Raw genomic sequence first — 21,738 nt, forward strand, 5'->3', positions numbered from 1 at the left:
GTTCAGCCCTCGCGGACGGCGTAGACGCGACCGGATGCGGCGGTCGCGCTCAGCGAACCGTCGCGGGAGACGACGGTGACGGACTCGCTGGTGCCGTCCGGCGAGTGCAGGGTGACGGTGCGCTCGGGCGCACCGCCGGGGTAGGCCACCAGCTCGACCTCGGACAGCAGGTCGTAGTCGGGGCGATCGCTCCTGGTGCCACGCGCGATGACCGCGCCCGGCCGGACGTACAGGGGCATCGACGCGAAGCCGTGCGTCTCGCGGACCCACCGCCCGCCCTCGACGCGCTCTCCCGTGAGCAGCGACGTCCACGTGCCGGCGGGCAGGTAGACGTCGACCTCTCCGGACTCCGAAAACACCGGCGCGACCAGCAGGTCCTCGCCCAGCAAGTACTGCCGGTCGAGGTGCTGCGTCGCCGGGTCGCCGGGGAAGGCCATGAACATCGGGCGCATGAGCGGCACCCCGGTCTGCGTGGTCTGGACCGATGCCGCGTAGAGGTACGGCATGAGCGACAGCTTCAGGGTGGTGAAGGTGCGGGCGACGTCCACGGCCTCCTCGTCGAAGGCCCACGGCACGCGGTACGAGTTCGAGCCGTGCAGGCGCGAGTGCGAGGACATGAGACCGAACGCGAGCCAGCGCTTGAACACGCCCGCGTCGGGCGTTCCCTCGAAGCCGCCGATGTCATGGCTCCAGTACCCGAAGCCCGAGCTCATGAGCGACAGCCCGCCACGCAGGGTCTCCGCCATCGACACGTAGGACGACGAGTTGTCGCCGCCCCAGTGCACGGGCATCGTCTGACCGCCCGCGGTCGCCGAGCGTGCGAAGAGCACGGCGTTGCCCTCGCCCTTCTCCGCGACCAGCACCTCCCACACTGCCTCGTTGTAGAGCTGCGTGTAGAGGTTGTGCATGGTCTCGGGGCTCGAGCCGTCGTGCCACACGACGTCGGTGGGGATGCGCTCGCCGAAGTCGGTCTTGATCGCGTCCACGCCCTGGCGCACCAGGGTGCGCACGAACTCCTGGAACCAGGCCTTGGCCTCGGGGTTCGTGAAGTCGACCAGCGCCATCCCGGCCTGCCACATGTCCCACTGCCAGATCGAGCCGTCGGGACGCTTGACCAGGTAGCCGCGCTCCGCGCCCTCCGCGAACATGCGGCCGCGCTGCGCGATGTACGGGTTGATCCACGCGGAGACGTGGAGGTCCTTGTCCTCGTGCATGCGCTTGAGCATGAGGTCGGGGTCGGGGAACACGCGCTCGTCCCACACGCCGTCGGTCCAGTTGAACTCGCGCATCCAGAAGCAGTCGTAGTGGAACACGGAGAGCGGGATGTCGCGCTCGCGCATGCCGTCGACGAAGGACGTCACGGTGTCCTCGTCGTACTGCGTCGTGAACGACGTCGACAGCCACAGCCCGAAGGACCACGCGGGCACGCGCGGGGGCCGGCCCAGCAGCGCCGTGTAGCGCTCGACGGCATCGGCGGGAGTGGGTCCGGCGAAGACCAGGTACTCGAGCGACTCGCCGCCCGTCGAGAACTGGACACGCTCGACGGCCTCGGTGCCGACCTCGAAGCTTACGTGCTCGGGCTGGTTGACCAGCACGCCGTAGCCCTTCGAGGACAGGTAGAACGGGACGTTCTTGTACGACAGCTCGGAGGAGGTGCCGCCGTCCGCGTTCCAGATGTCGACGGTCTGGCCGTTCTTGACGAACGGGCCGAACCTCTCGCCCAGTCCGTAGATGGTCTCGCCCACGCCCAGGTCAAGCTGCTCGTGCACGTAGGTCCGGTGCGGCGCGAGGCCCGACTCCGAGTAGCCGGCGATGCCCGCCGGCTCGGCGGCGACGGGAGCGTCCTTGGCGAGCTTCACGTACGCGACCGAATGGTGGCCCGAGCCCGTGATGCGCTCGCCGTCGACCTCGAAGTCGAGGCGCCAGGGCGCGCCCGGCGCGACCCGTGCGGTGAGGCGCCCGGAGGTCAGGGTGCCCCCTGCATCGTCCACCCGCGCGGTTCCCGCGCCCTCGACCGCTCCCGGCATCGCGAAGCCGGGCGACCGGCGTGTGCCCTGATGGTGGTCGATGCGCACGCGCACCACGCCCTCGAGAGGGGAGCTAAGCGTGACCGTGAGCACCGCGCGGTTGAGCGTGTCGCCGCGGGTCGCGATGACCTTGGTGGGGGCGTGGACGGTGAGCGTGTCGCCGTCGGCCCAGATGTCGTACGCCTCCTCGGCGTACAGCGCCTCGACGCCGGGACGGCGATGCCAGAATCCGTCGGTGAACTTCACTTCACTGCTCCTGCCGTGATGCCCCTCGTCAGCGTGCGCTGGAAGAGGAGGAAGAAGATGATCGTGGGGATGACGCTGATGAGCGTTCCCGCGATGAGGGTCGTGGTGTCCGTCTGGCGCTCTCCGTTGAGCTGCTCGAGCAGCAGCGGCACGGTGAGCGAGTCGGAGGTGTTGAGGAAGGCCAGCGGCAGCAGGAACTCGTTCCACGTCCAAATGAAGAAGAACACCATGAGGACGGACAGCGTGGGCCGCAGGATCGGCACGATCGCCGAGCGCAGCGTGCGCCAGCGGGTCGCGCCGTCGACGGCCGCCGCCTCGAGGATTTCCTTGGGGAACGTGCCCAGCAGGCTCGACAGCAGGTACGTGCCGAAGGCCGACTGGATGACGACGAACGTGAGGATCACCGACCACGGGTTCGACAGCAGGCCGAGGTCGTCGTAGAGCTGGAACAGCGGGTCGAACAGCATCTCCTGCGGCACCAGGTTGGCCATGAGGAACGCGAGCACGATCCACGTGCGACCGCGGACACGGCCGATCCCGATCGCGAACGAGTTGAGCACGGAGACCACGACCGCGATCACCGCGACCATGGTCGAGATGAAGATCGAGTTCCACAGCGCGCGCGGGAAGTTCTGCGTCTCCCAGAAGGTCTGGATGCCGGTGAAGTCGAGCGCAGCGGGGAAGTCGAGTGGGCTCGAATTGGCGTAGTCGACGGGCGACTTGAACGCGTTGAGCAGCAGCAGCAGGATCGGGAAGACGATGATGAGCGCGCCGACCGCGGCGAGCACCAGCAGGATCCATTCGGCGGCGGTACGCGGGCGGGCCTTATTGCGCGCCGCGCGGCCGGGGGTGGACGAACCGGTGGGGGTGGGGGCGGCCGGGGTGGCCGCCGGAACGGTGGCGGTCATGTCACGCCTCCTTACGCTCGGCGCGGTTCTGCACGCGGATGAAGATGATGGCGACGATCACGACGAGGATCGTGATGGCCGAGGCGATGGTCGCGGCGTAGCCCTTATCCGTGCCGCGGATGAACTCCTGGTAGGCGTAGAACGAGGGCACATAGGTCGACTTGCTGGGTCCGCCGTTGGTGAGGATGAAGACCGGGCCGAACACCTTGAGGGCCGCGATGGTGGTGGTCAGCGCCACGACGAAGACCTCGGGCTGGATCATCGGCGGCGTGATCGCGCGGAAGCGCTGGAACCAGTTGGCGCCGTCGAGCTCCGCCGCCTCGTACAGCTGCGGGTCGACGCGCTGGAGCGCGGCCATGAAGATCACGACGGGGTAGCCGATCTGGATCCAGATCATCAGCACCATGACCGAGGCCATCGCGGTGCTGTACTGGCCGCCCAGCCAGTTGATCTGCACGTCGGAGCCCGTGACGGTCGTGAGGAACTGGTTGAGCACGCCGTCGGAATTGGGCTTGAGGATCCAGCTGAACATCACGCCGGCGACCGCGATCGGGAGGATCTGCGGAAGGTAGTACGTGGCGCGCAGGAAGCTCGACAGCTTGGCGCCAAAGCGGCGGCCGACGACGTCGAACAGCAGCGCGGCGATCACGAGGCCCAGCAGTGTGGGCACGATCACCATGGCGATGATGACGAGCACGATGTTCTGGAAGGACTGCAGGAACTCCTGGTCGGAGGCGAGCGCGATCCAGTTCTCGAGGCCGGCGAACTGCTCCTCCGCGCGTCCTCCGCGCCAGTGGAAGAAGCTCAGCCGGAGGTTGCGGACGATCGGGTAGAGGATCACGATCGAGACGAGTACGGCTCCGGGGATGAGGTAGAGCCAGTACCCGCGCTTGCTCGCGTCGCGCTGCGGAATGCGAGCCGGGTCGTCCTGCGCGGGCCGCTTCGCGGCCTTGCCGGCCGGGCGCTGAAGGGTGGGGGTCATGCGAGGTCCGTCTCCGGTGGCGGCCCCGGGAGCGCCGGGGCCGCCACCTTCGTGAGGGTGGGTGGTGGACTAGCGGAGGTCCGCCACGTAGCTCTCGTAGTACTCCATGAGCTGCGCCTGAGCGCCGGCGGCGTCAACGGTGCCGTTGACGAGGCTCTGCATTACGGAGTTGAGGTCGCCGTAGAAGGTCGGGGTCGGCCAGTCGGGGTAGAAGGACAGGCCGTCACGGTCGTTGACCTCGTTGAAGAGCTCGATGAGCGCCTGCGCGTCGGGGTCCGTGATGTCCGCGGGGTCGGCCGCGACGGGCAGGCCGCCCGAGTCGCCCAGCAGCGCCTGGATCTCGGGGCGCATCGTGATGTCGATGAACACCTCGGCCAGCTCGGGCTGCTTGGACTCGACCGGCACCACCCAGATGTTGCCGCCGGAGCCGGGGGTGAGGGTCGCGCCGGGCCAGTTGGTGATGCCCAGCTCGAAGTCCGCGATCTCGTTGAGGAAGCGGCCGTACCACCACGAGCCCGAGTAGAACATCGGAACCTCGCCGTTGATGAACTGCAGGCCGGCGTCCTCGGCGGTCATGCCGGACACGTCGGCCGAGATGAAGCCCTTCGACACCCAGTCCGACACCGTCTCGGTGGCATAGCTGATCTCGGCGCCGTTCCAGTCGACCTCGTCCGTGTACAGCTGGTAGGCGTTGACGAAGTCACGGTCGGCCTGGCTCAGCACCAGCTGGTACCAGAGCTGACCCATGGGGTACTCCTGCGCCGAGGTGGTCAGCGGGGTGATGCCCTCGTCCGTGAATGCCTGCATCGCGGCCTTGAGCTCCTCGGGGGTGGTGGGCACCTCGATCCCGTACTCGGCGAACATGTCCTGGTTGAAGTACAGGAACACGAACTCGCCGTAGTTGGGGACGCCGTACCAGGAGCCCGAACCCATCACGCCGTTCTCGTCGTACTTGGCGATGGTGTCGATTCCCGCGCCCAGCTTGTCGGCCCAGCCGTAGGTCTCGTAGGCCTCGTCGAGCGGCAGGATCACGCCGGTCGCGGCGAGCTGGCCGGCGGTGCCGTTGCCCTTGTTGTATTCCGACACGTCGGGCGCGTCGGACGAGTCGAACAGCTGCTGCGCGGAGGCGTTGAGGTCCTCGAACGCGGTGGTCTCGAGGTTGACGGTCGCGCCGGTCTCCTCCTCGAAGATCTCGATGGCCCGGTTCCAGGCGATGCCCATGGCCGAGTCCTCGCCCTCCTAGTGCATGACGGTGAGGGTCTCGCCCGCCCAGTCGCCGCTGCCTCCGGCGCCGGTCGTGGGGTCCGTCTCGCTGCCCGAGTCCGAGCACGCGCTGAGCGTGAGTGCGCCCACCGCGAGTACTGCCGCGGTAGCTCCGATGCGGTACTTCATTGTCCGTTCCTGCTTCCCGATCGTGGCCCGGGGGCCGGGTGGGGGAGCGCCGCCGTCGCGCCGCTTCGAAGCGCTTCGACGATGCACGTGCGTGCGAATCACTGCGGGTGCGTCACGGTGATCCGACGAACGAGGGCTGCGCGGCGCGGGTCGCGACGGAGCCCTGGTCTATGTAGGTCGGGGGGATGAGGACGATGCGCGGGGTGCGGTCCCCCCCATCGATGGCCTGGACCAGCAGGTCCACGGCGACGGTGCACGACGCTCGCGCGTCGAGCGGCATGGTGTCGAACGGCACGGCGAAGCGTGCGGTCGAGAAGCTGACTCCGGCCGCGACCACCGACACGTCGCGCGGGGTCTCGAGGCCGAGCGTCGCGAGGGTCGACGTCAGGGAGGAGGCGACGTCGGCGGTCGTGTTGAGCACGATCGCGTCGAGCTCGGGCAGCCGCTCGCGCAGGCGGCGCACGCTTCCCTGTGCCGTGTGGCCGCCCGGGTGCGCGACCGCGATCTCGACGCCGAGTACGGCGGCGTGGTCCTCGAACGCGCGCAGGAAGCGGCGGGGGAAGTTCGAGCCGCGGTCGAGGGTCTCGCGGCGGTGAGAGATGAGGCCGATCTGGCGGTGGCCGGTCTCGACCAGGCGGTCGATCGCGGTGCGCGCCGCGGCCTCGAAGTCGAGGTCGACGCAGAGGAGGCCCTCGGTGTCGGCGGGAAGGCCGACGAACACCGTGGGGCACGCGAGCGTGCGCGCGAGCGGAACCCTGGCATCGTCCTCGTCCACGTCGAGGACCACGATGCCGTCGGCGAGCTGCGTCGCCGCCGAGCGGCGCATGCCCGCGAGGGCGTCGTCGTGCACCAGCAGCAGCGTGTCGTAGTTGTGGCTGCGCGCGACCTTGGTGGTCTCCATCGCGAAGGACATGTGGGCCGCGTCGTCGGTGTCGGGGTGGACCGGCTCGGACACCGCGATGATGTGGGAGCGATTGGCGGCGAGCATGCGCGCGCTGGCGTGAGGGAGGTAGCCGAGCTCCTGGGCCGCCGCGAGCACGCGCTCGCGGGTGGCCTGAGTGATCGAGCGCTTGCCGCTGAGGGCGTATGAGACGGTGCTGATGGACACGCCCGCGGCCTGCGCCACGTCAGCGATGGTTGCCATCTCGACTCCGTCGTCTCGGTCCTGTCTGCGCCTCCCCAAGGCCGGGAAGACGGGGTCGAAGCGCTTCGACGGCGCCTCGATGTAGCGAGAGTATGTTTCCCGTCGCAACAAAGCAAGCCGCTTTATGGAATCGTGACCTGCGGCCGCGCGCCCCCCGCAGACGCCACGTGCCCCGCCCCTCGGGGAGGGGCGGGGCACGCGGGTCGTGCGGCCGGAGCCGGTTCAGCGGTCGAGAGCGTCCCACCGCTGGAGGAACGCGGCCACCGCGTCGCGCGTGATCGCCGCGCGCGGACGGAACGTGCCGTCGGTCCAGCCCGCGGTGATTCCTCGCTCCGCGAGCCACGCGATCGCTTCCGCGTGCTCGGAGCTCGACGCCGTGACGTCGGAGAACCGGTCGAGCGCACCCAGGTTCACGCCGGACGGCGAGCCCGCCGCGCGGTAGAGGAACGCCGCGACCGCGTCACGCGTCACGAGCGCCCGGGGGCGGAACGTGCCGTCCGACCATCCCTCGACGATCCCCTGAGCCGCGGCCCATTCGATCGCGAGGTAGTGCTCGGAGGTTGCCGGCGTGACGTCGGGGAACGTGGGCGTCGCGGGTGCCTCGAACGCGGGCGATCCCGCCTCGCGGTAGAGGAAGGCCGCGATCGCGTCCCTCGTGGCGTGCGCGTACGGGCGGAACTCCTGTCCCGCGGGCGTGCTCCACCCCGTCGAGATGCCTCGTGCGGCCATCCACAGGATCGCCTCGTAGTGCTCCTCGTCGCCGGAGAGGTCGCCGAACTCGACGGTCTCCGTCACGCACGGGAGCGATCCCGAGCGCAGCGAGAAGCCGTCCGTGTCGGCATCGTCGGCGTAGAACGTGGGCACGGCGCCACCGACGCACATCGAGGCATCGCCCACGGCGAAGCCCTCGTTGGCGATGTTCGCCATGCCCGCGGGACGCTCGTAGACCGCGGTGGCCTCGAACGCGCCGTCGACCAGGGCGAAGGCGGCGATCCTGCCCTCGCAGGCCTCGTCGCAGACCACCCACAGCTGCGAGCGCTCGGCGTCGAACTGGACGTCCGCGACGAGCGAGAACGCGACGCCGTCCGTGGGGATCGACGCGACGCGGACGAAGGAACCGTCAGCCATGAGTGCGTACGCGTAGGCACTCGCCGTGCCCTCGACGCCCACCACGAAGAGCCCGCCGCCGTGGCCGGGGTACGTGGCCGGGTCGTAGGCTGCGCCGGTGGAGGCGTCGAGCAGCCCGCCGTCGACCAGCCAGGCGTCGGGGATCCACGTGACGCCCTCGAGGCCGCCGTTCGCGGCGAGGCCGGGGAAGTCCGCCGCGAGGTTCCACTCGGCCGTCGCGACCAGGGTGCCGGAGTCGCCCGAGACCTCGTAGCGCAGCATCGCGGGGCGGCTCACCGAGCTCGCGTCGTTGTTGCGCTCCGAGGACACGTACACGGTGCCGTCCGCGGCGACGTGGACGCCCTCGGCGTCGACGGTGCCGGTGCCGCCCGGATACGTGAGCGTCCACTGGCCGGTGACCTCACCGGACATCGCCATGCGGTAGAGCAGGCCGTCGCCGTTCTGCACCGCCCACAGCTCACCGTTCGCGACGTCGACCCCGGACAGGTCACCGCCGAAGGTCGGCTCGGAGTCGAGCACGCTCACGTCCGCGCCGCCCGGCCACGGCAGGGCCGTGACGATTCCCGCGCACGCGTTGGCCGCGCCCTTGGTGGTTGCCTGCGTGGTCTCGAAGTCGCCCACACCGTCGGGGCAGCGCCCATAGGTGGTGCCGGCGTGGCTCGCCCACTCGTACGTGTCGAGCAGGGTGACGCCGTCGGCGTCGAAGAGGCGCACCGAGTCGGCTCCGCCCAGTCCGTACCCCAGCGCGTCGAAGGCGACGAACGCCCCCGACGCGAGCATCGTCCCCGCAGGAACGGTGAAGGCGTGGTCGTCCTCGGCGTCCTTGATGACCAGGCCGCCCAGGTCGACCTCGACCGCGCCAAGGTTGATGAGCTCGACCCAGTCGGTGGTGTCGCCGTTGGACTCGACCTCGTTGATGCGCACGGGGATCGCGCACGAGTTCGGCTCTCCCTTGGTGGAGAACGGCGCGTCGATCCACTCGCCCACGCCGTCGGCGCAGCGCGACCACGACACGAGCGCGTGCGCGGGCCAGGTGGTCTTGGCGGCCAACTCGCCGGTCAGGTCGTAGAGGCGGAACTCGTCGCCGTTGCCCAGCCCGAACGTGAAGCCCTCGGGGTAGGTCGCGCTCTGCTGGTCGATCACCAACAGCCCGCCCGCGGGGACCACGGAGCCGGCGGGCACCACGTCCGTGCGGGTGTCGTCGTTGTCCTTGATCGCCCAGCCGGAGATGTCGATCGGCGCATCCGTGAGGTTCGCGACCTCGACCCAGTCGGTGTCATCGCCGTTGGACTCGACCTCGTTGATCGCGAGGCTCGTGGACAGCTCGGCCGGCTCGTCGATGGGTGGCTCGATGGTGCCGCAGTCGTTCGCCGCGCCCTTGGTGGTCTGCGCGGTCGTGACGATCTCGCCCAGCCCGTCGGGGCATCGTCCATACGAGGTGGTCGCGTGTGAGGTCCATGCGTGAGCGTCGACCAGGGTGGTGCCGTCCGCGAGGAACACGCGCGCGGTGTCCGCGCCACCGAGACCGAAGCCGTGCGTCGCGTCCGCGTCGACGTCGATCGCGAGGAAGGCGCCGGGGGCGATCGTGGTGTCCGCGGGGATCGCGAGGGTGCGCGAGTCGTTGTCGTCCTTGACGACCCAGCCGGACACGTCGACGGGCGCGTCGCCCATGTTGATCAGTTCGATCCAGTCGGTGGCGTCGCCGTTCGACTCCACCTCGTTGATCACGACGGAGGGCAGTTCCTCCGCTACGGCGACGGGAACCGCGAGGCCCCCGATCGCCAGTGTGAGTGCCGCCGTTGCGGCCGCGCGAGAGCGCACGTGCATGATGCCACCTTGTCATCGTCGAGGGACCTAGCAGGGGCGACGCTAGTCCTCGGGCGTGAACTCCCGGTGGCGAGTGAGTGGCGCGTGGGTGGCCCGGCGGTGTCGAGCCGGTGACGGGCCCGTGTGCGACGGTGCCTAGCCCTGCTGCCAGGGAAGGCCGGCGCCCTTCCACCCCTGCCAGCCGCGGTGGCCGTGCTCATCCGTCGTGCCCTCGAAGCCCTCGAGGACGTTGTACGCGGGGCCCAGTCCTGCGGCGGTGGCAGCGACGGCAGCGCCGATGGAGCGCTGACCCGAGCGGCACAGGAAGACAATGGGCTGACCCGGCCGGGCGCCCGTGGCCTGGAGCTGGGCCACGAAGTCGGGGTTGGGGGTCATCGACGGATACGACGCCCACTCGATGAGGGCGGCCTGGCGTCCGAGCGAGGACGCGTCGGGGACGCCGACGAAGCGCCACTCCGCCTCGGTCCGCACGTCCACGAGCAGCGCCTCCGGCGTCTCCTCGAGCAGCTTCCATGCCTCGTGCGGGGTGAGGTCTCCGGCGTAGCTCATCGCGGTCCCTTCGTGTGCGGGTGAGTTCGCCTGCGGGCGAGTCTCGGCTGGCGTCAGTGTAGGCGGAGGGCGAGTCCTACGGGGCGACGGAATCCTCGAGGCCCTCGGGAACTGCGCCGTTCCACCACAGACTTCCGTCGGCGACCACGGCGTCCCCGCGACCGTCTCCGATGTCGTACCTCACCACCGAGTAGGCGCGTGCGAGCGTGACCGCGTCCTCCCAGGCGGCGACGCCGAAGCTCTCTTCGGGCGAGAAGCCCACCACCTCGAGGGATGCGAAGGGCGCCTCGCCTTGCTCTCCCGCGGCGAGGTCGAGGCGGTCGCCCAGCTCCCACCCGTGCTCGTCGCGATAGCGCACCGACACGACCACCTCGCCGCTCGCGGGGGCGCGGCCCTCGACGATCGTGCCGTCGGGCAGCGGGCCGTCGTACGCGGAGAGCGGCGTACGGCTTGCCTCGCGGTCGGCGAAGAGCACCGGTGCGGTGACCGAGACGAAGGCGTCGGGATCGACCGCCCTGACGGCCCCGACGTGGTCCTCCCACTCGGTCATCGTCACGAACGTGACGCCGTCCATAACCGGCTCCGGGCTAGGGCTGTCCGTGATCCACACGGCGAACCAGGCTGAGTGTTCCGTGTCGGGCACTCCCGGTGCGGACTCCCATGGCCGAGTGATCGCGAGGGTGACCGCCGCCCCCGCGGCCAGCACCGCGACCGCGGCCACCGCCCATCGAACCCACGTCGGCCGCACCTTCGGCGCGACCGCAACTCCCGCATCGTCCCTGATAACCCCCATGGGGTCACCCTAGCGGCTACCCCTCCTCGGGATGCGGCTTGTGCGGGGTAACCGGCGGCAGCGCGGACCACGGGAACGTGATCCACCTGTCCGTGCGCTTCCACACGTAGTCGGGGTCGATCACCGAGCGCGGCTTCGCGTAGAGCACCACGGTCCGCACCTCGGCCGCGTGCTCCTCCATGAGGCGCTTCACGAGCGCGAGAGTCTCGCCCGTGTCGGCGACGTCGTCGGCGACCAGCACCTTGAGCCCGGCCATGGCGTCGGTGTCGAGCAGGGGCGGCAGGACCACCGGCGCGGGAAGGCGCTCGTCGATCCCGGTGTAGAACTCGACGTTGAGGGTGCCCACGCCCTTGGTGCCCAGCGCGTAGGACAGCGCCCCGCCCACGGGAAGCCCGCCGCGCGCGACGGCCACCACGACGTCGGGCTCGTAGCCGGAGTCCGCGACCGCCTGCGCGAGCTCGCGCGACGCATCGCCGAATCCCTGCCAGGTGAGGATCTCGCGCTCGGGTGCCTCGGTCATGGTGTCTCCTTGTCGCGGGTTCCGCCGTGAGGCGAGGGTACCGGCCCGCGAGGGGACGATGCTCGGGCCCGGCTAGCCTGGTCCGATGGGCTTCTTCACGGGTGACGGCGACTCGCGGCGCTTCTACGAGGCGGATGCCTGGTTCACGCAGTGGCTGGTCGCGAGCCCACGCTCGAGCGCGTACCTCGCGACGCAGGTGCGCAAGGCGACGGGCCACGACCTTCGATTCACGCCGGCGGAGCTGCGGCCCACGATCGACTGGGCCGTGCGCGACCTGCGCCGCGACCGCTCGGCGGTCAGGCCCGACTGGGCGTACCGCAGCGAGCTCGGCCAGTCCCTCACGATGCACGGCGCCGCGCTCATCGACGGACTGCTCGTCTACCTGGGTGGGCTCGCGGACGACCACCGCCCGCTCGAGTGGTTGCTCGACCGCAGGGAGGGCTCGCCGACCTACCTGGACCCGATCCTGGGACCCGACGGGCCGCCCATCGCCGCACTGCCGTTCGCGCTCGCGGCCATGGGGGAGGGGCGCGCGGCGTGGGACACGGTCGAGGACGTGCTGCGATGGTTCGGCTCGCCCGGCACGCTGACCTACGAGGCATTCGACACCCCGCGTGACGTGCGCGAGTCCTTCATCCCTCGCGGCGGACTGCTGAGGCGCGTCGAGCGTCCCAGCGAGATCCCGCAGGTGCCGCCGTCCGCGGCGCTCGGTCCTCTGGAGGAGGGCGACCCCGGCCTCGTGGTGCACGATGCCGGGCCGGGCCATGCGCCCGGCACGCCGTCGGACGCGACGCACCACGCGATCGTGATGCTCGCGGCGGGCGCGATCGACGAGCCCGCGCTCTTGCGTTTCCTGCGGGCGGCCGATGCCGCGCCCGGCATCACCCGCGTCGCGTTCCGCAGCCACCATCTGCTCGAGGTATGGGCGCCGGGGATGCTGACGGTCGAGGTGCTGTCCGAGCTGCGCAGGGCCGCACGCAGCGAGCTGCCCGCACGGCCCGACGATGCCCCGCTGAGCGAGGACGACCGGCGCGGACTGCTCTTGCGCGCACCGTTCCTCGAGAGGCTGGGCAAGGCCGAGGACCTCGCGACGCGCGTGCTCGAGGTCGACGGCTTCGACGCGACGGTGACGGTCCAGACGCCGTGGCTCGACGACTACACGTACACGGTGGCGCTTCATCCGCGGCTGGTCGAGACCCTCACGCAGGACCGCATGGAGGCGGTCGCGAACGCCGCGGGCGAGCTGCCCGGCGTGGACCGCGTGCTGTGGGAGGACGCCGAGGCCGTTCACGTCCACGCGCCGGGCCTCGCGGCCGACTCTCTCGCGGATGCGGTGGCCGACGCGCTGAGGTGAGGCGGAGCGGCGACGCACCGGTCGCTCTCCAAAGTCCCTGGTGAATATGGTCACCAAGGTGCACAATGCGTTCATGGGGGCACCATCGCAGGGGCGCACCGACGCGCCGGTGAGGCATGCCGCGCTCGCGGGCATCATCGTCGTGAGTGTGAGCGTCGCGCTCATTCTCTTCAGCACGGGCGTCGCGGGGCGCGTGTTCGGCTCGGTCGAATGGTCCGATGCCGCGCTGCCGACGTATCCCGCGACCGCATGGTCGGGCGAGGCGGAGCCGGTGGCCGAGGGCCTGACGCTCGAGCTCGTGGTGCCTCAGACCATGTGTCCGCGCGCGAGATCGCTCGACGGCGGCCATATCGGGGTGATGGTCGCGAGCTCGTGGACCGGCTCCTGGCCGTCCGTCTCGGGCTTTGTTTCTGGAGACCACTACCCGCGCCTCTACGGCGGGCCCGAGGGTGCAATCCTCGAAGCGAACCCTGAGGCGAGTGAGGTGACGGTTGAGGGCCGCATGCTCGACCTCGAGGATCCGGCCGATGCCGTGGTCGCGCGGTCGTGGACCGACGCGTGCGGCGAGGTAGAGGCCATAGCGATCGCGGCACCGGGGGGTCTCGCGGGTGGAGAGGTGGGGGTAGAGGGATGAACGGATCGGCGAAGGAGACGGCCGGTGCGGCGGGGACGTCGCTCACGGGGGACTCGGGTCCGCGCCACGACTCTCCGACCAAGCGCGCCGCGATCGCGGGGATCGTGCTTGCGGGCCTCGCGCTCGCGGTGGTCGGGGTCGCGACCGTATGGGACCGGCCCGCGCAGGTGCCCACCTACGCCGCGGACGCATGGACGGGCGTGGCCGCGGCCGTGGCGACGGGAGCCGATGCGGCGTCGCGCGGGATGTTCACGGCGTGCCCGACCGCGACCCTGTCGGACGGCGGCGCCGTCGCCGGCCTGCTGCTCGTCGAGGGGTGGGGCGCGACTATCACGGCGCCGATGGGCGGCGAGTCGCGGGTGCCGGTCGAACTGCGTGCGGCCCCAGGCATCGTGATCGATCACGACGACAGGAGTGAGCCGCCCGTCATGGGCCGCGTCCTCGACACCGCCGTGGCGTCCGACGCCGCGCTCGCGGACGCGTGGACCGGCATGTGTGGGGAGGTCGAGGACGTGGTGCTCGTGGCGCCCGACGCGGTGGTCGAGGTGCCGATCGTCGTGCCGTAGCGGCGGCGACGTCCCTCACATCCCGCGGCTCCGCCACACGGCGCTCCACTGTGGCGACGGTGAGCGTCCCATGGGAGGCCGCGACCTCGTGAAAGCGACCACCAGCGTCCCATTGCGCTCACCGCGTGTGGCGGAGCCGCGGGGGCGGGAGCGGGGCCAGCCGGTCACCCCTGCGCCGGTAGGATTGCCCCATATCCGCCGGCTCCTTCCGTCTCACCTTCGAGGACTTCATGACCGACGCGCCCGACCCGTTCGACGCCCCCGCCCAGTCCGCCGCCCACCTCGACACCGTTGAGCATGCGGCCGCCACGCCCGACCAGGAGCAGCCGTGGGGCGACCTCGGCCTCAAGGCCGGTGAGTACCAGCGCATCCGCGACATCCTGGGCCGCCGTCCCACCAACGCGGAGCTCGCGATGTACTCCGTGATGTGGTCGGAGCACTGCAGCTACAAGTCCTCCAAGGTGCACCTGCGTCAGTTCGGCGAGAAGACCACGCCGGAGATGAAGGAACGCCTCATGGTCGGGATCGGCGAGAACGCCGGCGTGGTCGACATCGGCGACGGCTGGGCCGTGACGTTCAAGGTCGAGTCGCACAACCACCCGTCCTATGTGGAGCCCTACCAGGGCGCCGCGACCGGAGTCGGCGGAATCGTCCGCGACATCCTCGCGATGGGCGCACGTCCGGTCGCGGTGATGGACGAGCTCCGCTTTGGCGACATCGACCACCCCGACACGGGCCGTGTGGTCCACGGCGTCGTGTCCGGCGTGGGGGGCTACGGCAACTCGCTCGGTCTGCCCAACGTGGGCGGCGGCGCGCGCTTCGACTCGTGCTACCAGGGCAACCCCCTCGTCAACGCGTTGTGCGTGGGCGCGATGAAGCACGAGGACATCCACCTCGCGTCCGCCGAGGGCGTGGGAAACAAGGTCGTGCTCTTCGGCGCCCGCACCGGCGGCGACGGAATCGGCGGGGCGAGCATCCTCGCGTCGGAGACCTTCGAGGACGGCGTTCCCGCAAAGCGTCCCAGCGTCCAGGTGGGCGACCCGTTCATGGAAAAGGTGCTCATCGAGTGCTGCCTCGAGCTCTTCGCGGCGGACGTGGTGCAGGGCATCCAGGACCTGGGCGCCGCAGGCATTTCGTGCGCGACGAGCGAGCTCGCGAGCAACGGTTCGGGCGGCATGCACGTGTGGCTCGACGATGTCCTGCTGCGCGACCCGAGCCTCAATGCCGGCGAGATCCTGATGTCGGAGTCGCAGGAGCGCATGATGGCCGTGGTCCGGCCCGAGAAGCTCGACGAGTTCCTCGCGATCACCGGGAAGTGGGACATCGAGAGCTCGGTCGTGGGCGAGGTCAACGACTCGGGCCGCCTCACGATCGACCACCACGGCGAGCGAATCGTCGACGTCGACCCGCGCACGGTCGCGCACGACGGCCCCGTCTACGACAGGCCCTACCACCGCCCCTCGTGGATGGACACTCTCCAGGCGGATCGGGCATCGTTCCCGCTTCCCGCCACCGCCGCCGAGCTCCGCGAGTCCTTCGTGACGCTCCTCAGCAGCCCCAACATGGCCGCGCGTGACTGGATTACCAGCCAGTACGACCGCTACGTGCAGGGCAACACTGCGGCCTCGCGGCCCGACGCCGCCGGCGTGATCCGCATCGACGAGTCCACCGGCCGCGGCGTCGCGATCGCGACCCGCTCCAACGACCGCTTCACCAAGCTCGACCCCTACGAGGGTGCGCGTCAGAGCGTCGCGGCCGCCTACCGTGGCGTCGCGATCACGGGCGCCGAGCCCACCGCGGTCACCGACGGTCTCAACTTCGGCTCGCCCGAGGACCCGGACTCGATGTGGCAGTTCGCGGAGGCGATCCGCGGCCTCGCCGATGCCTGCCAGGAGCTGGGCGTGCCCGTCACCGGCGGCAACGTGAGCCTCTACAACGGCACGGGTGAGCCGGGCAGGATCGACAGCTCGATCAACCCCACCGCAATCGTCGGCATCTTGGGGATCCTCGACGACGTCGCCCGCGCTGTCCCCAGCGGCTGGCGCGAGGAGGGACAGCTGCTCTTCCTCGTGGGCGAGACGCGCCGCGAGCTCGACGGCAGCGAGCTCGCCGCCGTCAACGGCCACCTGGGCGGACTGCCCCCGCGCGTGAACCTCGCGTGGGAGCGGGAGCTCGCCCAGATCCTCATCGCGTGCTCGCGCGACGGGCTGGTCGATGCCGCGCGCGACGTGTCCGAGGGTGGACTCGCCGCCGCGGCCGCATACGGCGCGCTGCGCTACGGCGTGGGCGCGCGGATCGTGCTCGACGAGGTCTGCGAGCGCGACGGGCTCACCCCAGCGCAGGTGCTGTTCTCGGAGTCCCAGGGGCGCGCGCTGCTCACGGTGCCGCGCACCGAGGAGCCGCGCTTCACCGCGATGCTTGAGGCCCGCGGCGTGCCGTTCGCGCGAGTCGGCGTGACCGGCGGAGACGTGCTCGAGGTCCAGGGTCAGTTCGATGTCTCGCTGGCGGAGCTCACCGAGGCCTGGCAGGCGCCGCTTCCCGCGCGCTTCGCTTGAGGACGATGCCTCCGCGTCGCAGGATTCCCGTTGCCGCCGGCCGCGAGGCCGTCGCCCAGTGGTCGGCGCTCTCCGCCGCGGGCGATGTCGAGCGCGGCCTGACGGCGACGGCCGTGCGCTTCAGCCTCGAGGAGCTCGCCGCCATCGCGCCCGGGCGCTCGCTCGAGGTGCGCGTGCCGCCCTTCGGGGCGGTGCAGTGCATCGAGGGCTCGGTCCATCGTCGCGGCACGCCTCCCGCCGTGGTCGAGATGGCGCCCGACGTGTGGCTGGGCCTCGTGACGGGCGCGGTGCGGTGGGACGATGCCGTGGCCGCGGGCAGCGTCGACGCGTCGGGGGAGAGGTCGGACCTGTCAGACCTGTTGCCGCTCGCGCTGTAGCGTGCCGCCGCGTGAGGAGCGCGCCGGGCGCAAGGCCGCCACCACCGCGGCGGCGATCGCGATGGTGGCCGTTCCAACCAGCGTGACCGCGAGCAGCGGAAGGACCGCGTGGCCCGCATGCTGGGCGGCCCACGTCCATCCGGCCACCACGGAGCCGCCCTCGGCGTCGACAGCGACGGATCCACGGAACGTGCCCACCGCGAGCAGCGCACCCAGGGCGAGCCCGGCGGCGAGGCCGTTGAGCAGGGGAAGCGCGAAGTGCGCCGACGCCGCGATGCGCGCGTTCCGAGCGGTCAGTCCGAGCGCGGACCGGGCATCGTCGTCCTGGGCCGTCGCCTGACGCGATGCGACAAAGGCGGCGAAGGATGCGAGGGCGAGCATGGTGAACGTCAACGTTGCGGCCACGAGGAGCGGCGTCGCGTTCACGCCTCCAGGACCCAGGCGCGGCGGGAGCGCCACGGGGCTGTCGAAGGCAGAGCTTCCAGGCTCGAACGTCATGAGCGCGTCCGCCCACATCGCGAGCGAGAGCCACACGGTGATGACCCCGAACGCCAGACCCGCGACCGACATGACCGTCGCGGGCACGGCCGCCTGGCGTGGGTGACCCGTCAGCGCGTCGCCTGCGGCGAGCGCCCACGGCCGCCTCGAGCGCCGCAGCCGGCTCCCGAGACCCCTGACGATTCCCCTGTTGAGTTCCGCGAGCATGGCGACGGAGGCGATCGTCGCGGCGCCCGCGGTGATCCACACCAGACCGAGCCAGGGTGACGTCCCGTCCCCGCCCGGCCCCTCACCGGTCTGGCTCAGGACGATCAGCACCGCCACCAGCGCGCCCCACAGCCCGTAGATCCATGCGGGAGAGATGCGCCGCGAGAGCTCTGCCTCGGTCACGGGCGAGACGGGCTTGAGGGCGGCGACGGGGGTGACGCGCGACGCCCAGAAGGCGGGCAGGGCACCGAGCGCCGCGGCCAGCACGACGCCGAATCCCACCGCGCCCGCGAGCAGCCAGCCCGGCCACGTGAGCCCCGGGGGGAGCAGCGCCAGCGGATGTGACGAGGCAAAGGCAGACCACGCCACGGCGTGCGCGGCGGCGGCGATCGCCGTGCCCGCGAGACCCGCGAGCAAACCTGTGAGCGCGACCTCACCCAGCGTTGCGGCCGCGACGTGGTGGCCGCGGGCGCCCAACACGCGCGCGGTCGCGATCCACTGCGAGCGTGACTGCGCCCGCGCGCGTCCGACGGTCATCGCGATCCCGATGAGCCCGACCACCAGGACCCCCGCCGCGAGTCCCGCGACCTGGACTGTCGCCTCCTGCAGGTCTCCCACCCAGGGGCTGCTCCGCTGGCCCAGCGCCGCGATGTCCGCGCTCGGCTGACGGGTCGCGACCTGGACATAGGCAAGGTCGAGCGGCGCGCCCGCGTCGTCCGAGAACTGAGGAGGCGTCTGGCCATGGAGGTCGACCGCGTCGTCCCACGCCAGCACGCCCGCGGCCACCCGCAGGTCATAGCGCCCCTCAAGTCCCGACCGCAGCAGTCCCGACACCGTGCGCGCGCCCAGGTCCTCCGGCGCCCCCTCCCACTCTCCCGTGGAGAGCGGCACCGAGTCCCCGATGACCACGCCGGCGCGCTCGGCCCACGCCGCGTCCACGACGATCTCTCCCGGAACGGGAGGCGTGCCCCCGAGCAGGACGCGGTCCCAGTCAAGGTCTCCGCGCGACCCCACCACGGGTGCGAGTGCCTCCCACGCCGTCGACTGCTCGCCGTCGGCGTTCGTGAGCGACAGGTTCCACAGCTCGAGAGTGGCGGTCGGGCGCGCGCCGGACTGCTCGGCCGCCGCGAAGGCCCCCTCAAAGCGATCGGGCGCGACCGCGTCGGGGACGTCCCGCCCGACCATGAACCCGACCGTGGTCGCGCCCTCGGTACCGTGCGCGTCGGTCGCATAGGCGTGAATCGCCGACTGCTGAACGACGTCGAGCGCCGCGAAGGCGGCGAGAGCGACGGTGAGCGTGAGCAGGGCGCCCGTCCACGCGAGGTAGGCCCGATGCGCGCGGGCCTGCTCCCTCATCAGGCGCCCGATCATCGCGCCACCCCCACGAGCCCCTCATGCATCGCCTGCGCGGGTGTCTCGAGGCGGACCATCCATGCCCCCAGCGTCGCCACCGCGCCGAACACCGCGGTGAACCCGACCGCACCCGCGAGTGCCGCGGTCCCGTTCACGGAGTCGAGGCCAGCCCCGATGTAGGTGTCGGTGATCACCCCGGTCAGGGATACGCGCGCCCGCTCGAGCATGGTCATCACGATCCGCACCGCCGCACCCGCGACCGTGCCCACGCCGACCGCGACCGCGCCCACCGCCCACACCTCGAGCGTGATGGCCCAGCGCTGTGAGCGGGCATCCGCCCCCAGCGCGGCCATGGTCGCCGCCTCACGCGCGCCGGCACGAATCACGCCAAGCGCGAGCGCCGCCATGGGAATCGCGAGCACGATTCCCCCTCCGAGAAGGCTCAGCAGCATGTCGGTGAACCCGCCGGAGTCGGTCGAGGCGGGAACGCTCATCCCGAAGCCCGCGTCGTCGCCGCCGGTGCGTGAGACGCCGTCCATGCCGCTGGCGACGGCCGTGAGATCCGCGGTGTCGGACACATAGATCAGGTAGGCCGTGCGGTCGGCCGCGCGCTCCCAGGCGGGCGTGGCGTCCACATACGCATCGGTGCACGTGGCGCACGGGACGATGCCCGTGGGGACGGCGGTGCCCACGCCGAGGTCGGTGACACTCGTGATCCTCCCTGCGGCGGCCGCTCCCGGGTGCCGCGTGAGGGCCTCGGCGAGCTCGGGGTCGACCGCCCGCAGCCGCTCGGGCTCCACCGCGACGATGGTCTTCCACGTCGACGCGACATGTGCGGCCGGCGCGACGATCACGGTGGCCACGCCCTCGATCCGGTCGAGCCGCGCGGCCGTCTCCTGCCGGTCGTGGTCACCCCAGACGAAGAACGAGCCGAAGTAGCGATCGGACTGCTCGATCCCTGGGTTGCTGGTGACGAAAGCCGTCCACATGAACGCGAGTCCGCCCAGCGCGACCACCGCGCGTCCCATGGCGCGCGAGCCCGTGCGCGAACGGGCGTCGAGCACCGCGCCCACGCGGGTGGCGCCGAAGCCCGCGACCGTGCGCGAGGCGGCCGCCAGCGTCCGCACCGCGAGCACGCGCGCCCACGGCAGGGCGACCCCGAAGGCGAGGGCCACGCTCGCGAGCCAAGCGATGCCCACCGCGATGCCGGCGGCGTTGGTGACCCTGTACCCCGGCATCGTCCCGTGCGAGGCGGCGAGGCCCACGACCACCCCGGCCGCGAGGGCGCCCACGACCGCGACGGCGAGCGCGCCGCGGCGCGGCATGCCCGTGGCCTGGCGGCGTGAGTCGGCGTGGAGGCGGTCGACCGGGGTGCCGCGGCGGCGCAGCGCGACCACGCCGTGCGCGACGGTGAGCGCGACGACCGCCGCAAACGCCTCGACGAGGCGCATCTGCCATGCGTCCGCCGACGCTGAGAACGGCTCCCAGCCGCGGCTCACCTCGATGCCGACGTGCAGGGTGCCCGCGATGACGTACGCGAAGGCGACCGCCGTGGCGCCGTCGCGCAGCCCGATCACGAGTGCGCGCCCCAGGCTCGCGTGCGTGGTCTCGCCGAGTGCCGCGCGCACCGCGGACTCCTCGGGGGCCGCGGCGTTCCGGATGCCGAGCACGGGCACCAGGATGAGCGCGAGGATGGTCGCGAGGACCAGCGCCTCGACCAGGTACACGCGGAGGAGCGCGACATCGGGAAACAGCGACGTCTCCTCGCCCGCGCATCCGGCGACGCATGCCTCGAGGTTCCACGGCACGGTGAGCAGCATGAATGCGAACGCCGCGGCGCCCGCGATGATCGCCGCCGTGCGCCTCACCGCTCGACCCCCGCGAGCGCGTCGAGGCCCGCGAGCACCGCATCGGGCGTGGGATCGGTGACGTGGCCGGCGACCTTGCCGTCCGCGAAGAGCAGCACGCGGCCGGCGTAGGACGCCGCGGTCGGGTCGTGCGTGACCATCACCACGGACTGCCCGAGCTCGCGGCAGGACTGACGCAGGTGAGCGAGGATCTCGGCGCTCGCATGGGTGTCGAGGTTGCCCGTGGGTTCGTCGGCGAGGACGATGCGCGGGCGGGTGATGAGCGCGCGGGCGATCGCGACGCGCTGCTGCTGGCCGCCCGACATCTCGTACGGGCGCCGCTCGAGCTCGCGCCCGATCCCGAGCATCGTCACGAGAGAGTCGAGCCAGTCCTCGTCGTGCGGCAGCGCGTTGAGGCGCAGGGGGAGCAGGATGTTCTCTCGCGCGGTCATGGTCTGCAACAGGTTGAAGCCCTGGAACACGAATCCGACGATCCGCCCGCGCACCCGCGCGAGCTCGCGGTCGCGCATCGCCGTGATGCGCTCGCCGCCCACCCACACGTCACCGGCGTCGGGACGATCGAGCCCCGCGAGCAGGTGCACGAGCGTGGTCTTTCCCGAGCCCGACGGCCCCATGACGGCGGTGAGCACGCCCGAGGGGACGTCGAGGTCCACGTGGTCGACCGCGACCACGCGCGCCGCGCCGCGTCCGTATGCCTTCGTCAGCCCGCGCGCTCGCAGCGCGAGCGGCTGGTCCTCCGGGATGTCCATGCCAGCGAAACTATCGGCACCCGGGCGCGCAGGGCATCGTCCCCCGGCATGGACCTGGGGT

Annotated in this window: 18 protein-coding genes; 5 read left to right on the top strand and 13 right to left on the bottom strand. The window is 71.3% G+C overall.

Annotated elements, in window-relative coordinates; genetic code table 11:
- Positions 1-2 precede the first annotated feature (2 nt).
- From yicI to ABEA62_RS11835, 10 genes are all read right to left on the bottom strand, one after another.
- A complete protein-coding gene (gene yicI / locus ABEA62_RS11790) occupies positions 3-2,273 on the bottom strand; it encodes an alpha-xylosidase (protein ID WP_286214291.1) in 2,271 nt (756 codons plus the stop codon).
- Positions 2,270-3,181, bottom strand: coding sequence for a carbohydrate ABC transporter permease (locus ABEA62_RS11795; protein WP_345380274.1), 912 nt, complete (start codon positions 3,179-3,181; stop codon positions 2,270-2,272). Before ABEA62_RS11795 ends, yicI begins: the two co-directional genes overlap by 4 nt.
- A 1-nt stretch (position 3,182) precedes the next feature.
- Entirely contained in the window at positions 3,183-4,163 is a 981-nt protein-coding gene (locus ABEA62_RS11800) for a carbohydrate ABC transporter permease (RefSeq protein WP_286214289.1), read from the bottom strand.
- Positions 4,164-4,232: 69 nt separating this feature from the next.
- On the bottom strand, positions 4,233-5,384 hold the full coding sequence (locus tag ABEA62_RS11805; RefSeq protein ID WP_286214288.1) for an ABC transporter substrate-binding protein: 1,152 nt from the start codon (positions 5,382-5,384) through the stop codon (positions 4,233-4,235).
- Between the two features lie 18 nt (positions 5,385-5,402).
- On the bottom strand, positions 5,403-5,555 hold the full coding sequence (locus ABEA62_RS11810) for a hypothetical protein (RefSeq protein WP_286214287.1): 153 nt from the start codon (positions 5,553-5,555) through the stop codon (positions 5,403-5,405).
- Between the two features lie 112 nt (positions 5,556-5,667).
- On the bottom strand, positions 5,668-6,699 hold the full coding sequence (locus tag ABEA62_RS11815; protein ID WP_345380278.1) for a LacI family DNA-binding transcriptional regulator: 1,032 nt from the start codon (positions 6,697-6,699) through the stop codon (positions 5,668-5,670).
- Between the two features lie 222 nt (positions 6,700-6,921).
- Positions 6,922-9,654, bottom strand: a complete 2,733-nt coding sequence (locus tag ABEA62_RS11820) for a lamin tail domain-containing protein (RefSeq protein ID WP_286214286.1) — start codon at positions 9,652-9,654, stop codon at positions 6,922-6,924.
- A gap of 135 nt (positions 9,655-9,789) precedes the next feature.
- Positions 9,790-10,203: a rhodanese-like domain-containing protein gene (locus tag ABEA62_RS11825; protein WP_286214285.1), complete on the bottom strand. Its 414-nt coding sequence runs from the start codon at positions 10,201-10,203 to the stop codon at positions 9,790-9,792.
- A 76-nt stretch (positions 10,204-10,279) separates the two neighbouring features.
- Complete coding sequence (locus ABEA62_RS11830) at positions 10,280-10,996, bottom strand: hypothetical protein (protein WP_286214284.1); 717 nt, start codon at positions 10,994-10,996, stop codon at positions 10,280-10,282.
- Positions 10,997-11,012: 16 nt separating this feature from the next.
- A complete protein-coding gene (locus tag ABEA62_RS11835) occupies positions 11,013-11,516 on the bottom strand; it encodes a phosphoribosyltransferase (RefSeq protein WP_286214283.1) in 504 nt (167 codons plus the stop codon).
- Between the two features lie 85 nt (positions 11,517-11,601).
- Between ABEA62_RS11835 and ABEA62_RS11840 the strand changes: the two genes are divergently transcribed.
- The 5 genes from ABEA62_RS11840 to ABEA62_RS11860 all read left to right on the top strand — a co-directional run bounded on the left by ABEA62_RS11840 (position 11,602) and on the right by ABEA62_RS11860 (position 17,002).
- Positions 11,602-12,870, top strand: coding sequence for a hypothetical protein (locus ABEA62_RS11840; RefSeq protein WP_286214282.1), 1,269 nt, complete (start codon positions 11,602-11,604; stop codon positions 12,868-12,870).
- Between the two features lie 73 nt (positions 12,871-12,943).
- Positions 12,944-13,504, top strand: a complete 561-nt coding sequence (locus ABEA62_RS11845; protein WP_345380282.1) for a hypothetical protein — start codon at positions 12,944-12,946, stop codon at positions 13,502-13,504.
- A complete protein-coding gene (locus ABEA62_RS11850) occupies positions 13,501-14,070 on the top strand; it encodes a hypothetical protein (RefSeq protein WP_286214280.1) in 570 nt (189 codons plus the stop codon). Before ABEA62_RS11845 ends, ABEA62_RS11850 begins: the two co-directional genes overlap by 4 nt.
- A gap of 230 nt (positions 14,071-14,300) precedes the next feature.
- Entirely contained in the window at positions 14,301-16,625 is a 2,325-nt protein-coding gene (gene purL / locus ABEA62_RS11855) for a phosphoribosylformylglycinamidine synthase subunit PurL (protein WP_345380284.1), read from the top strand.
- Between the two features lie 5 nt (positions 16,626-16,630).
- Positions 16,631-17,002 (top strand): sterol carrier family protein, encoded by a 372-nt coding sequence (locus ABEA62_RS11860; RefSeq protein WP_286214279.1) that lies wholly within the window; start codon positions 16,631-16,633, stop codon positions 17,000-17,002.
- Here ABEA62_RS11860 and ABEA62_RS11865 read toward each other — a convergent pair.
- Genes ABEA62_RS11865 through ABEA62_RS11875 form a run of 3 tightly spaced genes read right to left on the bottom strand, consistent with a single transcriptional unit; the run spans position 16,976 to position 21,677 of the window.
- Positions 16,976-19,078, bottom strand: coding sequence for an FtsX-like permease family protein (locus ABEA62_RS11865; protein ID WP_345380287.1), 2,103 nt, complete (start codon positions 19,076-19,078; stop codon positions 16,976-16,978). The two genes, ABEA62_RS11860 and ABEA62_RS11865, sit on opposite strands and share 27 nt — an antisense overlap.
- Entirely contained in the window at positions 19,075-20,928 is a 1,854-nt protein-coding gene (locus tag ABEA62_RS11870) for a hypothetical protein (protein WP_286214275.1), read from the bottom strand. The genes ABEA62_RS11865 and ABEA62_RS11870 overlap by 4 nt, the downstream gene beginning before the upstream one ends.
- Positions 20,925-21,677 carry an ABC transporter ATP-binding protein gene (locus ABEA62_RS11875; protein WP_286214274.1) on the bottom strand — a complete coding sequence of 251 codons (753 nt, stop codon included), beginning with the start codon at positions 21,675-21,677 and terminating at the stop codon, positions 20,925-20,927. The genes ABEA62_RS11870 and ABEA62_RS11875 overlap by 4 nt, the downstream gene beginning before the upstream one ends.
- Positions 21,678-21,738 lie beyond the last annotated feature (61 nt).

This window comes from Demequina sediminis (assembly GCF_039545075.1).
In the GTDB taxonomy this organism is placed as follows: domain Bacteria; phylum Actinomycetota; class Actinomycetes; order Actinomycetales; family Demequinaceae; genus Demequina; species Demequina sediminis.

Coding starts and splice junctions, on each gene's coding strand:
- ABEA62_RS11815 (WP_345380278.1), bottom strand. CDS start 6,699: ATGGCAACCATCGCTGACGTGGCGCAGGCCGCGGGCGTGTCCATCAGC.
- ABEA62_RS11795 (WP_345380274.1), bottom strand. CDS start 3,181: ATGACCGCCACCGTTCCGGCGGCCACCCCGGCCGCCCCCACCCCCACC.
- ABEA62_RS11865 (WP_345380287.1), bottom strand. CDS start 19,078: ATGATCGGGCGCCTGATGAGGGAGCAGGCCCGCGCGCATCGGGCCTAC.
- purL (WP_345380284.1), top strand. CDS start 14,301: ATGACCGACGCGCCCGACCCGTTCGACGCCCCCGCCCAGTCCGCCGCC.
- ABEA62_RS11860 (WP_286214279.1), top strand. CDS start 16,631: ATGCCTCCGCGTCGCAGGATTCCCGTTGCCGCCGGCCGCGAGGCCGTC.
- ABEA62_RS11830 (WP_286214284.1), bottom strand. CDS start 10,996: ATGGGGGTTATCAGGGACGATGCGGGAGTTGCGGTCGCGCCGAAGGTG.
- ABEA62_RS11810 (WP_286214287.1), bottom strand. CDS start 5,555: ATGAAGTACCGCATCGGAGCTACCGCGGCAGTACTCGCGGTGGGCGCA.
- ABEA62_RS11845 (WP_345380282.1), top strand. CDS start 12,944: ATGGGGGCACCATCGCAGGGGCGCACCGACGCGCCGGTGAGGCATGCC.
- ABEA62_RS11805 (WP_286214288.1), bottom strand. CDS start 5,384: ATGGGCATCGCCTGGAACCGGGCCATCGAGATCTTCGAGGAGGAGACC.
- ABEA62_RS11825 (WP_286214285.1), bottom strand. CDS start 10,203: ATGAGCTACGCCGGAGACCTCACCCCGCACGAGGCATGGAAGCTGCTC.
- ABEA62_RS11800 (WP_286214289.1), bottom strand. CDS start 4,163: ATGACCCCCACCCTTCAGCGCCCGGCCGGCAAGGCCGCGAAGCGGCCC.
- ABEA62_RS11875 (WP_286214274.1), bottom strand. CDS start 21,677: ATGGACATCCCGGAGGACCAGCCGCTCGCGCTGCGAGCGCGCGGGCTG.
- ABEA62_RS11835 (WP_286214283.1), bottom strand. CDS start 11,516: ATGACCGAGGCACCCGAGCGCGAGATCCTCACCTGGCAGGGATTCGGC.
- ABEA62_RS11850 (WP_286214280.1), top strand. CDS start 13,501: ATGAACGGATCGGCGAAGGAGACGGCCGGTGCGGCGGGGACGTCGCTC.
- ABEA62_RS11840 (WP_286214282.1), top strand. CDS start 11,602: ATGGGCTTCTTCACGGGTGACGGCGACTCGCGGCGCTTCTACGAGGCG.
- ABEA62_RS11820 (WP_286214286.1), bottom strand. CDS start 9,654: ATGCACGTGCGCTCTCGCGCGGCCGCAACGGCGGCACTCACACTGGCG.